A 12561-nucleotide genomic window follows, 5' to 3' on the forward strand; every position below is an offset into this window, starting at 1 on the left:
GAGCCTTCTATTGCCAATCTCTGTTGTGCGCACGCTCTCGCCGTCGCGCGCCATATTATCGTGAGCGGCGCGCATCGCGCCGGCCTTTCATGGAGCAGACATGGCCAGCAGCCATGATTTCCGGCGCATCGCAATGTCTCTCGAGGGAACGCGCGAAGCGCCGCATTTCGACAGATCCACATTTAAAGCCGCACGCATCTACGCCACTCTGGCGGCCGACGGACTAACGGCGAACGTGAAATTCGCGCCCGAAGAGCAGGCGTTCAAATCCATGATGGCGCCGCAGGCGTTTGCGCCCGTCCCCAACGCCTGGGGGCGGCAGGGATGGACGACGATTCTGCTCGCAGCGATCGACGTCTCGGAGCTGCGCGACGCGCTGGAAACGGCTTGGCGTCACGCCACAAAGAAAAAGACGGCAAAGAAAAACAAATGTACGAATTAAGCGCCATCGAGCTGATTCAGAGACTGTCGATTGCGCTGGCGATCGGGCTGCTCATTGGCTTGGAACGAGGCTGGACGTCACGCGACGAGTCGGAAGGCGAGCGCGCCGCCGGCCTGCGCACGCATGGGCTTGCCGGACTGCTTGGCGGCGTGTGGGGCGCAATCGTTCAGCCTTTTGGCGCTTCCGGCGTCGTCGCTTTGGCGATCGCCTTCGCCTTCGTCGGCGCTTTGGTCGGGGTCTATCGCTACCGCGAAAACGTGCGTGACGAGACCTTTGGCGCGACGACCGTCGTCGCGGCGTCGCTTGCCTTTTCGCTCGGCGCCTTCGCCGTGATCGGCGACATACAGGCGGCGGCCGCGGCTGCGGTCGCCACGACCGCAATCCTGGCGCTCAAGGCGTTTCTGCACGGCCTCGTCAAGCGCATCACCTGGGACGAGCTGCGCTCCGGGCTGGCGCTGCTCGCGATGAGCTTCATCTTGCTGCCGGTTCTGCCGAATCGCGCCATCGACCCGTGGCAAGCGGTGAACCCTTTCGAATTGTGGCTGATGACCGTGCTGATCGGCGTGATTTCCTTCGCGGGCTACGTCGCCGTAAAGATTATCGGCTACGGCCGCGGCGTCGCAGTCGCCGGCATGGCGGGAGGACTGGCGTCGTCGACGGCCGCGACGGCGGCGATGTCTCGGCTGGCGCGGGAACAGCCCGCGCAGATTGGCGCTTCGGCGGCGGGCGCCATCTTCGCGAATGCGGTGATGGCGCCGCGAATCATCGCCGTCATCGCGGTTATCAATCCGACGCTGGCGTGGCGTATGGCGCCGCCGGTCGTTGCAGGCGGCGTGCTCTTCGCGCTCGCCGGAGTCTTTCTCCTGCGGAGAAGCGAGCGGCCCGCAGAATCGAGCGGCTTTTCTGTCGGCAATCCGCTGGATGTGATGGCGGTGCTCAAATTCGGCGCGCTCCTCGCGAGCGTGATGATCCTCTCGCGGCTCGCGACGCATTTCGCCGGAAGCGGCGGCGCTTACGCCCTCGCGGCCATTTCCGGCATCGTCGACGTTGACGCGATCGGACTGACCATGGCGCGGCTCGGCGCAACCGAGATCGGCATAAGGGCGGCGGCGGGGGCGGTGCTGCTGGCGCTGCTGTCGAACACCGCGTCGAAAGTCGTGATGGGCTGGGTTATCGGCGGCGCCGGAATGGGCTACAGACTTGCCGCGGCTTCCACTCTCGCCGTCGTAGGGGCGCTCGCGGCGTTGTGGCTGGCGGAATTCGCTCGCCTATAAACCGCGCTCGTCGAGAGCGACCGATTTCACTAGGACGAATACGTCTGCGCCGACGGTCAGCCGCAACTCGTCGAGCGCAAGCCGCGTGATCGCCGAGACAAGACGGTCGCCGCCAACGAGCGTCAGCGTGACGAAGGCGAGGGCGCTCTCGGTCGCATCGATCTTCTCGATGCGGCCGCGCAAAATCGTCCGCACGCTGGTGTCGCGGGGTTCGGACATCGCAAGCGCAACGTCTGTCGCGCGCATGACGACGCGCGCCTCGCGCTGCGTCGTCAGACGCGCAGCGATCAAGATCTCGCCCGCCGGATGGGCAAGCCGCGTGACGCCGTAAGCGTCATCGACCGCGACGACGCGCGCTTTGAGCGCGTTGACCACGCCGAATCTGCCGCCCTCGACAAGACGACTCGCGCTCGGCAGCACGTCGAGCGGCGCGCCGCGCGCGACGACGCGACCGCGATCGAGCACGACGGCCTCGTCCGCGATGCGCGTGACTTCTTCCGGCGCATGGCTGACGTAGATGATCGGGATATCGAGTTCGTCGCGCAGCCGTTCGAGATAGGGCAACACGTCGAGGCGGCGCGCCACGTCGAGCGACGCCAGCGGCTCATCCATGAGCAGCAGTTGTGGACGCGTCAGCAGGGCGCGAGCGATCGCGACTCTCTGTCGCTCGCCGCCGGAAAGCGTATCCGGCCAGCGCTCCGCGAGAGCTGCGATGTCGAGCATTTCGCAAAGCGCATCGCGGCCCGCCTCGGCCGCCGTGACGCGCGCGCGGGTCATTCCATAATCGAGGTTTCCCTTGACGGTGAGATGGGAAAACAGGCTCGCGTCCTGGAACACCATGCCGAGCGCGCGGCGATGCGTCGGCACGAAGACGCCACGCGCCTCGTCTTGCCAGACGTCGCCGCCGATCTTGAGAAGCCCGTCGGGCGCGCGCGTCAGCCCCGCCATGCAGCGCAGGGCGGTCGACTTGCCGGAGCCGGAAGGGCCAAAAAGCGCCGTGACGCCGCGTCCCGGCAGCTCTAGATCAACGTCGAGCGCAAAGCCGGGATAGGCGAGGCGAAAACGCGCGGCGATGGCGCCGTCAGCCATGGCGGCCGTTCCGTCGGCGCCCATAGAGCGCGAGGAGAACGCAGAAACTGAACAGCAGCATGCCCCCGGCCAGCCAATGTGCGCGCTCGTAGTTCATCGACTCGACCTGGTCATAGATCAGGACCGACACCACGCGCGTCTTGTCGGGAATGGCGCCGCCGACCATCAGAACGACGCCGAATTCACCGACCGTATGCGCAAAGCCAAGAATGGCCGCCGTAACGAGACCGGGCCTCGCGAGCGGCAGCGCCACGGTGAAGAAAGCGTCCAGCGGGCTGGCGCGCAGTGTGGCGGCGGCCTCCAGCGGACGATCGCCCATCGCCTCGAAGGCGTTCTGGATCGGCTGCACGACGAAGGGCAGCGAATAAACAAGCGACGCCACGACGAGGCCGGCGAAGGTGAACGGCAAGGGCGCGACGCCGAGGAACGTCGTGAGCCTGCCCAAGGGTCCATGCGGGCCCATGGTCAGCAGCAGGTAGAAGCCCAGCACTGTCGGCGGCAGAACCAGCGGCAGCGCCACGACCGCTCCCAATGGCGCCTTGAGCCAGGACTGCGTGCGCGCCAGCCACCACGCCAATGGCGCGCCGATCAGGAGCAGCAGAAATGTGACGATCGTCGCGAGCTTGAGCGTCAGCCAGATCGCGGCAAGATCTTCGGATGTCGGCATGCGAGACCTGCCGCCGAGCGGCGGCGGTGAGGTTAAGACAGGCGGCGGATTGTCAGCGTCCGCCTGTTCCACATTTTAGCGGATTCGTGCACGGGCGAAACGCCCTACCGCGCGGCCTGGCCGGGGGGCGCGAAGCCAAACTTTATCATGATCGCCTGCGATTGTCCGGTTTTGAGATAGTCGAGAAAGGTCTTCGCCAGAGCTTTGTCGGCGCCCTGGCGGGTCACCACATAGGCCTGTTCGAGTCGTGAATGCAGCGTCTCAGGGATCAGAGAATAGCCGCCTCTGTCCGCCGCCTGCTTGCTCAAAGCGATTGAAAGAGCGGTCAGCGCGACATCGGCGGCGCCGGTCTCGGCGTATTGCGTCGCCTGAGAGATGTTCTCGCCGAACACGAGCTTGTCCTTCACCTTGTCCCAAAGGCCGGCGGCGCGCAGCACTTGTTCTGCGCATCTGCCGTAAGGCGCATGCGCCGGATTGGCGATCGCGATCTTGCCGATCTTCGGATCGGCTAGATCCTCCAGGCGCATTTTTGTCGCGTCGCGCGTCGCGCTCCACAAAACGATCCTGCCGACCGCGTAGGGCATGGGCTCGGTCGCCGCGAAGCCGTCCTTGCGCAGCGCGCGCGCATAGGTGATGTCGGCCGAAAAGAAAATGTCGAAGGGCGCGCCCTCGCGGATCTGCGTCTGCAGCTTGCCGGAAGAGCCGTAAATAACATCGACCTTGTCGCCCTTATGGGCGGCTTGAAAGTTGGAGACGATTTCCTGCAACGCGAATTTGAGATCGGACGCCGCCGCGATGGTGATTTCGCTGGCCGTCGCGGCGCGGAGCGGCGCGAGCGTTAAAGCGATCAGGCAACAGAAAGCGAGAAATCCATGCAGTCGGCGCATCTATGCAGCTCCCGAGGTTTGATGGCTCGAGAGCACGCCTGTTGCGATGCGCCGGCCGCTGGCACCAATTGCAAGAATCGCTCACACGGCTGCAGCGATCCACCGCGACAATTCGCCCTTGGGCGCTGCGCCGACCTTTTGCGCGGCGGCCTTGCCGTCCTTGAACAGGATGAGCGTCGGAATCGATCGGATGCCGAGCTTGCTCGCCACGGCGGGGTTTTCGTCGATGTTGAGCTTGACGACCTTGATCTTGCCCTTCATCTCCGCGGCGATCTCCTCCAGCGCCGGAGCGATCATGCGGCAGGGACCGCACCATTCCGCCCAAAAATCGACAACAACCGGCTCTGCGGATTTGAGCACTTCCTGTTCGAAAGTGGCGTCAGTGATTTTCTGCGTGGACATGGCCGGCCTTCCATTGGGCTTTTCGTTAGACGTGCGCGGAACGTAGGAAGCGCGTCATCGCCCGTCAAGGCGACGTCCCGAGCAGATCCGGTGCAGACCAATCGGAATCAATCTTCGACGCTTAGCGATTCATTAAAAGCATCGGTCGCGCGTCGACAAAAACACAAAGAGCGGGAATGGCGTCCCGCCGCTCCCCGCTCTTTGGCACCCCGTCCTTAACCGAACTGAAACGCCAAGCTCCGAAGTCTTAAGTCGCTCCGATAGCCTTTCGCGCCGGCTCATCTTGCGAGCCTCGGCGAACTGCGTTCTGTTCGGCGTCCTCCCCGACTTGGACCGTAGCTGGGCTTAACTCCTGCGACGCATTCGACGCTTAGGCTTTTACCCCAACCAACCTGGCGAGCGAACACTAGGACAAAACGGGCGGACTGTCACTTCAAAAATGTGCAGTCTGACGAATTTTGTGATCGGGCGCCGCTGAATTAGGCTGATCGCGCCGACCCACCCTAGATGGCGCAACGCCCTCGCGCCGGCGCCGGCGCCGGCGCCGCGGGCGCTATTGCGCCGCATCACAGGGGAATGTTGTCGTGCTTCTTCCAAGGATTCTCCAATTCCTTGTGGCGAAGCAGCGCGAGCGCGCGAGCGATTCGCTTGCGGGTCGAACGCGGCGTAATCACTTCGTCGATATAACCACGCTCTGCGGCGACGAATGGCGACAAGAAGCGATCTTCATACTCCTTGGTGCGCTGAGCGATCTTTTCCGGATCGCCGAGATCGGCGCGGAAGATGATTTCGACCGCGCCCTTTGCGCCCATGACGGCGATCTGCGCCGACGGCCAGGCGTAGTTGACGTCGCCGCGAAGATGTTTTGACGCCATAACGTCATAGGCGCCGCCGAACGCCTTTCGCGTGATGATGGTCACTTTCGGCACCGTCGCTTCGGCGTATGCGAACAGCAGCTTCGCGCCATGCTTGATCAGGCCGCCGTATTCTTGCGCCGTCCCAGGCAGGAAACCCGGCACGTCGACAAAGGTGACGATCGGAATGTTGAAGCAGTCGCAAAAACGCACGAAACGCGCCGCCTTCTTGGAGGCGTCGATATCGAGCACGCCGGCGAGCACGAGCGGTTGATTGGCGACGAAACCGACCGTGCGCCCTTCGATGCGGCCAAAGCCGATCACGATATTGCGAGCGTGCGCATCTTGTATCTCGAAAAAGTCGGCCTCGTCGACGATCTTATGGATGAGCTCCTTGATGTCGTAAGGCTTGTTCGGATTATCCGGAACAATCGTGTCGAGCGATTCGTCGACGCGGTCCACCTCGTCGAAAGCAGGCCATTCCGGCGACTCTTCCTGGTTGGAGGAGGGCAGGAAATCAATCAGCCTGCGCATCTGCAGGAGCGCTTCGACGTCGTTGTCGTATGCGCGATCGGCGATCGAGCTTTTGGTCGTATGCACCGAAGCGCCGCCGAGCTCTTCCGCCGTGACCGTCTCATTTGTCACCGTCTTCACGACATCGGGCCCGGTCACGAACATATAGCTCGTATCGCGCACCATGAAGATGAAGTCCGTCATCGCCGGCGAGTAGACGTCGCCGCCGGCGCAGGGGCCCATGATCACCGAGATTTGCGGAATGACGCCGGAGGCCATGACATTGCGCTGGAAGACTTCGCCATAGCCGCCGAGCGCCGCGACGCCTTCCTGAATGCGCGCGCCGCCGGCGTCGAACAGGCCGATGATGGGGGCGCGATTTTTCAGCGCCATGTCCTGCAGCTTGGTGATCTTTTGCGCGTGAGTCTCGGAAAGCGAGCCGCCGAAGACGGTGAAGTCCTTGGCGAAGACGAAGACGGCGCGGCCGTTGACCGTCCCCCAACCGGTGACGACGCCGTCGCCCGAGATTTTTTCGCCCTGATCCATGCCGAAATCGGTGCAGCGGTGGGCGACGAACATGTCGAATTCTTCGAACGAGCCGTGATCGAGCAGCAGTTCGATTCGCTCGCGCGCGGTGAGCTTGCCGCGGGCGTGCTGCGCTTCGATCCGCTTTTGGCCGCCGCCCAGTCGGGCGGACGCGCGCCGCCGTTCAAGCCCGTCGAGAATATGTTTCATGTGCTGCCCTGGTTGCTGATATGCGTAATCCGACGCGTCTAGAGCTTGCGCGACCCAAGCCGCCAACGCGCAATGTCGGCGCCGGTCAGCATGTAAAGCTTATCGGGCGACGTCTGCTCGGCAAGCTTTACGAGTTCGGTGCTCACGCCCATCATCGCCGCGTAGCGGGAAAGCGTTTGGAGCATGCCGCCATCGTCATAGTTGCGCTCGCGCACGAGTCCCCCCTCGGCGATGTCGAAACTCGTCGAATAATTGAACATGCGGTGGATGCCGACGCTACTCTGCGGCGGGATCACGCGCTTCCTGCCGCCCATCAACGCGTAGACGCACGCCGAATAGCAGCGGCCCGATACGAGCGCCATTGTACGAGATTGATCCGCCGCGGGACGGGCGACGATCACCGCCATCCCGAGCTTGCGGAAGGCCTGTCCGAGCTCCATCGACGCGACGACCTTTCCGCCAGGCGAGTCGAGCAGCACAATTCCGTGCAGATTGCCGCCACGCGCATTTTCGCGCACGAAGGCGACGAAGGCGTCGGGCGTCTCTAAGCTCATTTCGCCTTGCGCCGCGATCACTTGTGGGCAATTTGCGCGGCAGCCGTCGGAATTCACGCCGACGATGCGAAAGCTCATCTCTTCGGCTTGCGCGGAAATGGGGGCGAATGCGGCGACGCAGAGCGCAAAGAGGACGGTCTTGATCAATCTCATCCGGGCGGCCTTCCTAGTCCCAACAAGCTAAAGTGAAATCCTGGGCTTTGGAACACCAATTCCCGCAGCGAGCCCGCGCCGTCTCGTGGGCGCCAATGGTGGGCGGTGACGGTCTCGAACCGCCGACCCTCTCGGTGTAAACGAGATGCTCTACCAACTGAGCTAACCGCCCCGACACGATGCGCGCCCGCCGGGTTTTAAGGGCGGGTGCGGCGCGAGGCAAGCCGGCTCAAAACTACGGCCGCCGGGGCTCCGACGGCCGTCATGCGAAGTATCGAAAAACGCCTGCGACGCCAGCGCTTCCCCGCGCCCAGCTACTTGGCTTTGTTGAGCGCGGTCTTCAGCGTCGCGCCGGGCTTGAAGCGGGCGCTCTTGGATGCGGCAATCTTGATTTCTTCGCCGGTCGCCGGGTTGCGTCCTTTGCCGGCGGCGCGCTTCTTGACCGAAAAGGTGCCGAAGCCGACGAGGCGAACTTCGTCGCCCTTCTTGAGGGCCTTCGTGATGCCGTCGATGACGGCGTCGATGGCGGCGGCCGCCGCCGCTTTCGAGCTGTCCGTCTCGCTCGCGACGTGCTCGACGAGTTCCAGTTTGTTCATGGCTTTTTCCTTCTCCTTCACTGCGAGCCGCCCGGCGTAAGAATGCGCGACCTCGAATCGGCGTTGCGCAGCGATGGAGTGTTGGTCGCGAATCGCAGGAAAAGCAAGGGTTAGCGGCCGCCAAAGGCGCAGAACCGCTGGTTTTCCGGGGGAAATGGCGGCTCGGCGGCGAAATGTTCATGCAATCTGGGGGCTGCAGCACGCATCCTAGCCGCCCAAAGGGAAAGAGCCCCGCTCTGGGAGGAGCGAGGCTCTTGAGGTGTTGAAGGCTCTGCGATCAGTGCGCGCGGACGCCGGTGCCGTCATCGTCGCTGACGGCGTGCTTGGCGATCGCGGCGGCGTCTTCCCGCCATTCGATCGGCGTCGGCTGGGAGATCAGCGCGTGCCGCAGCACCTCTTCCATGCGCGCGACGGGCACGATTTCCAGGCGGTTCTTCACCGCGTCCGGGATGTCCGCCAGATCCTTGGCGTTCTCCTCTGGGATCAGCACTTTCTTCAAGCCGCCACGCAGCGCCGCCAGCAGCTTCTCCTTCAAGCCGCCGATCGGCAAGACGCGGCCGCGCAGCGTGATCTCGCCAGTCATGGCGATGTCGCGCCGGACGGGAATGCCGGTGATGATCGAGACGATGGCGGTCGCCATCGCCACGCCAGCCGACGGTCCATCCTTGGGCGTCGCGCCTTCCGGCACGTGCACATGGAAGTCGCGTCGGTCGAAGACCGGCGGTTCAACGCCGAAGTCGACCGCGCGCGAGCGCACATAGGACGCCGCCGCGGAGATCGACTCCTTCATGACGTCGCGCAGATTGCCCGTCACGGTCATCTTGCCCTTGCCGGGCATCATGACTCCTTCGATCGTCAGCAATTCGCCGCCGACCTCGGTCCAGGCGAGTCCGGTCACGACGCCAACCTGATCTTCGAGTTCGGCCTCGCCATAGCGGAACTTCGGCACGCCGAGATAATCGGCGATGTTCTCGCTCGTGATGAGGATCTTCTCCTTCTTCTTAAGAAGGATTTCCTTCACCGCCTTGCGCGAGAGGTTCGAGAGTTCGCGCTCCAGATTGCGCACGCCCGCTTCGCGCGTATAGCGGCGAATGAGGGTGAGCAGCCCGTCGTCGGCGATCATCCATTCGTCGGGCGAAAGGCCGTGCTTATGCACCGCACTGGGGATCAGGTGCCTGCGCGCGATCTCGAGCTTCTCATCTTCCGTGTAGCCGGCGATGCGAATGATTTCCATGCGGTCCATCAGCGGCGCCGGAATATTGAGCGTATTCGCCGTCGTCACGAACATCACATTCGAAAGGTCGTAGTCGACTTCGAGGTAATGGTCGTTGAAGGTCGCGTTCTGCTCTGGGTCCAGCACTTCGAGCAAGGCCGACGACGGATCGCCGCGGAAGTCCATGCCCATCTTGTCGATCTCGTCCAAGAGAAAGAGCGGATTGGACGTCTTCGCCTTGCGCATCGACTGGATGATCTTGCCGGGCATCGAGCCGATGTACGTACGCCGATGGCCGCGGATTTCCGCTTCGTCGCGCACGCCGCCCAGCGACATGCGCACGAAATCGCGGCCCGTGGCCTTGGCGATGGACTTGCCGAGCGAGGTCTTGCCGACTCCGGGCGGGCCGACGAGGCAGAGGATCGGTCCCGTCAACTTGTTGGCGCGGCTCTGCACGGCGAGATATTCAAGGATGCGCTCCTTGACCTTCTCGAGGCCGAAGTGCTCGGCGTCGAGCACTTCCTCCGCCTGTCCGAGATCCCGCTTCACCTTTGAGCGCTTGCCCCACGGGATCGACAGGATCCAGTCAAGGTAGTTCCTCACGACGGTGGCTTCGGCGGACATCGGCGACATCTGCCGCAGCTTCTTGAACTCGGCGAAGGCCTTGTCGCGCGCTTCCTTGGAAAGCTTGGTGTTCTTGATGCGCTCCTCGAGCTCGGCGAGATCGTCCTTGCCGTCCTCGTCGCCCAATTCCTTCTGGATCGCCTTCATCTGCTCGTTGAGATAGTATTCGCGCTGCGTCTTCTCCATCTGACGCTTGACGCGCGTGCGAATGCGCTTCTCGACCTGCAGGACCGAGATCTCGCTCTCCATCAGCGACAGACATTTCTCGAGGCGGCGCGCGACGCTGACCGTCTCAAGCACGTCCTGCTTCTCGGCGATCTTCACCGACAGGTGAGACGCGACCGTGTCGGCGAGCTTCGAATAGTCGTCGATCTGCGTCACCGCGCCGACGACCTCGGAAGAGACCCGCTTGTTGAGCTTCACATAGCTTTCGAATTCGGCGATCACCGACCGGCCAAGCGCTTCGACCTCGACCGGAGAGGCGAGATCGTCGGCGACAACTTCGGCGTCCGCTTCGTAATAATCGTCCGCGCGTGTGTATGTGCGAACGCTGGCGCGCGCGACGCCTTCGACCAGCACCTTCACCGTGCCGTCGGGCAGCTTCAGAAGCTGCAACACCGAGGCGAGCGTTCCGATCGGATAGATCGCGTCGGCCGAGGGATCGTCATCGCCCGCGTTCTTCTGCGTCGCCAGCAGAATGAGCCTGTCGGATTTCGTCACCTCTTCGAGCGCGCGGATGGATTTCTCGCGCGCGACGAACAGAGGAACGATCATGTGCGGAAAGACGACAATGTCGCGCAGCGGCAGCACCGGATAGCTTTCGATGGTTCCGGGGGTGACGGCGTCTCGCTTTTCGTTCGACATTCTTTTTGTCCTGTCCTTGACGCGTCCCGCTAAAGCGGCGGCGCGAGACCGCAGGGCGATTTTGGGTTTAGGCCGCGAATACGGTCGCCCGCCGACTTCGCGCCAATTAAAGACCGCCGGCGGATGCGCCCGACAGCCCCGTTAACGCAAATGGTTACGCGAACAATCGATTCAAGGCGCTGCGGCGCCGAAGCTTAAACCCGCGTGCGTCGCCGTCGCTTCGTCTTCGCGCGTCAGGCGCTCGCGCCGCTTTTTTCGCTGCGTTCGGAGTAAATATAGAGCGGCCGGGCTTTGCCCTCGACGACTTCCGGTCCGATCACAACCTGTTCGACTCCCTCCAAACCTGGCAGATCGAACATCGTGTCTAGCAAGATCCCTTCCATGATCGAGCGCAGGCCGCGGGCGCCGGTGCGCCGTTCGATCGCCTTGCGCGCGACGGACGACAGCGCGTCGTCCTGGAAGGTGAGCTCGACGTTTTCCATCTCGAAAAGCCGCTGATACTGCTTGACCAGCGCGTTCTTAGGCTCGGTCAGGATCCGCTTGAGGGCGTCCTCGTCAAGATCCTCGAGCGTCGCAATGACCGGGAGGCGGCCGACGAATTCGGGGATGAGCCCAAATTTCAGCAGGTCTTCCGGCTGCACTTGCCTAAAAATGTCGCCGGTGCGCCGTTCGTCGGGCGACTGCACGGTGGCGGCGAAGCCGATCGACGTGTTGCGCCCGCGGGCGGAGATGATCTTTTCGAGCCCCGCGAAAGCGCCGCCACAGATGAACAGGATGTTCGTCGTGTCGACCTGCAGGAACTCCTGCTGGGGATGCTTGCGACCGCCTTGCGGCGGCACGGAGGCGACGGTGCCCTCCATGATCTTCAAGAGCGCCTGCTGCACGCCTTCGCCCGAAACGTCGCGGGTGATCGAAGGATTGTCGGACTTGCGCGAAATCTTGTCGATTTCGTCTACATAGACGATGCCGCGCTGGGCGCGTTCGACATTATAGTCCGACGCCTGCAGAAGCTTGAGAATGATATTTTCGACGTCCTCGCCGACGTAGCCCGCTTCGGTCAGGGTCGTGGCGTCGGCCATGGTGAACGGAACATCCAGGATGCGCGCTAGAGTCTGCGCCAGCATGGTCTTGCCGACGCCGGTCGGTCCGATCAGCAGGATGTTGGACTTCGCCAGCTCCACGTCGCCATGCTTGGTCGCGTGGTTGAGGCGCTTGTAATGGTTGTGGACCGCCACCGAGAGCACCCGCTTGGCCTGTGACTGGCCGATGACATAGTCGTCCAAAACCTTACAAATCTCTCGCGGGGTAGGAATGCCGTCGCGCTGCTTGACCAGCGAGGACTTGTTCTCCTCGCGGATGATGTCCATGCACAATTCGACGCATTCATCGCAGATGAACACCGTCGGTCCGGCGATGAGCTTACGGACCTCGTGCTGGCTCTTGCCACAAAAGGAGCAGTAAAGCGTGTTCTTGGAATCGCCGCCGCCGACCTTGCTCATATTGCTCTCCTATCGGGCCGGCTTGCCGGGCGAATCGGCCCGAACATCTGTGTTACCGGCGCCAGACTAACAAAAAGTGGAAGCGGCTGGCGTGCCCGTTTCCCCATCCAGTTTCGGTCGTCAGCGACGAGCGCCCGAGAACCATGACCACTTAGTGTATTTTACACGACGGCCTAATTGCAACCTTCGCTGGAA

At 63.0% G+C, this 12561-nt stretch carries 11 protein-coding genes and 1 tRNA gene; 2 read left to right on the top strand and 10 right to left on the bottom strand.

The window, feature by feature from the left end; genetic code table 11:
* Nucleotides 1-100: 100 nt before the first annotated feature.
* Complete coding sequence (locus HUN39_RS00990) at nucleotides 101-442, top strand: MmcQ/YjbR family DNA-binding protein (RefSeq protein ID WP_175092656.1); 342 nt, start codon at nucleotides 101-103, stop codon at nucleotides 440-442.
* The gene (locus tag HUN39_RS00995) at nucleotides 430-1716 is read left to right on the top strand and encodes an MgtC/SapB family protein (protein ID WP_175092657.1); all 1287 of its coding nucleotides are present in this window, start codon (nucleotides 430-432) and stop codon (nucleotides 1714-1716) included. The genes HUN39_RS00990 and HUN39_RS00995 overlap by 13 nt, the downstream gene beginning before the upstream one ends.
* Here HUN39_RS00995 and modC read toward each other — a convergent pair.
* From modC to clpX, 10 genes are all read right to left on the bottom strand, one after another.
* Entirely contained in the window at nucleotides 1711-2805 is a 1095-nt protein-coding gene (modC, locus tag HUN39_RS01000) for a molybdenum ABC transporter ATP-binding protein (protein WP_232365832.1), read from the bottom strand. The two genes, HUN39_RS00995 and modC, sit on opposite strands and share 6 nt — an antisense overlap.
* Nucleotides 2798-3472 carry a molybdate ABC transporter permease subunit gene (modB, locus tag HUN39_RS01005; protein ID WP_175092659.1) on the bottom strand — a complete coding sequence of 225 codons (675 nt, stop codon included), beginning with the start codon at nucleotides 3470-3472 and terminating at the stop codon, nucleotides 2798-2800. Before modB ends, modC begins: the two co-directional genes overlap by 8 nt.
* Before the next feature lie 104 nt (nucleotides 3473-3576).
* The gene (gene modA, locus HUN39_RS01010; protein ID WP_175092660.1) at nucleotides 3577-4359 is read right to left on the bottom strand and encodes a molybdate ABC transporter substrate-binding protein; all 783 of its coding nucleotides are present in this window, start codon (nucleotides 4357-4359) and stop codon (nucleotides 3577-3579) included.
* Nucleotides 4360-4440: 81 nt separating this feature from the next.
* Nucleotides 4441-4761 carry a thioredoxin gene (trxA, locus tag HUN39_RS01015; RefSeq protein ID WP_175092661.1) on the bottom strand — a complete coding sequence of 107 codons (321 nt, stop codon included), beginning with the start codon at nucleotides 4759-4761 and terminating at the stop codon, nucleotides 4441-4443.
* Nucleotides 4762-5327: 566 nt separating this feature from the next.
* Nucleotides 5328-6863 carry an acyl-CoA carboxylase subunit beta gene (locus tag HUN39_RS01020; protein ID WP_175092662.1) on the bottom strand — a complete coding sequence of 512 codons (1536 nt, stop codon included), beginning with the start codon at nucleotides 6861-6863 and terminating at the stop codon, nucleotides 5328-5330.
* Nucleotides 6864-6901: 38 nt separating this feature from the next.
* Nucleotides 6902-7570, bottom strand: a complete 669-nt coding sequence (locus HUN39_RS01025) for a COG3904 family protein (protein WP_175092663.1) — start codon at nucleotides 7568-7570, stop codon at nucleotides 6902-6904.
* Between the two features lie 96 nt (nucleotides 7571-7666).
* Nucleotides 7667-7742: transfer RNA gene (locus HUN39_RS01030), tRNA-Val, on the bottom strand.
* A gap of 142 nt (nucleotides 7743-7884) precedes the next feature.
* Nucleotides 7885-8166 carry an HU family DNA-binding protein gene (locus HUN39_RS01035; protein WP_041927143.1) on the bottom strand — a complete coding sequence of 94 codons (282 nt, stop codon included), beginning with the start codon at nucleotides 8164-8166 and terminating at the stop codon, nucleotides 7885-7887.
* 277 nt (nucleotides 8167-8443) lie between these two features.
* Nucleotides 8444-10867 (bottom strand): endopeptidase La, encoded by a 2424-nt coding sequence (lon, locus tag HUN39_RS01040; protein ID WP_175092664.1) that lies wholly within the window; start codon nucleotides 10865-10867, stop codon nucleotides 8444-8446.
* A 233-nt stretch (nucleotides 10868-11100) separates the two neighbouring features.
* Nucleotides 11101-12366, bottom strand: coding sequence for an ATP-dependent Clp protease ATP-binding subunit ClpX (gene clpX, locus HUN39_RS01045; protein ID WP_014890255.1), 1266 nt, complete (start codon nucleotides 12364-12366; stop codon nucleotides 11101-11103).
* Nucleotides 12367-12561: the final 195 nt, after the last annotated feature.

It is taken from the genome of Methylocystis silviterrae, assembly GCF_013350005.1.
Taxonomy (GTDB): Bacteria; Pseudomonadota; Alphaproteobacteria; order Rhizobiales; family Beijerinckiaceae; genus Methylocystis; species Methylocystis silviterrae.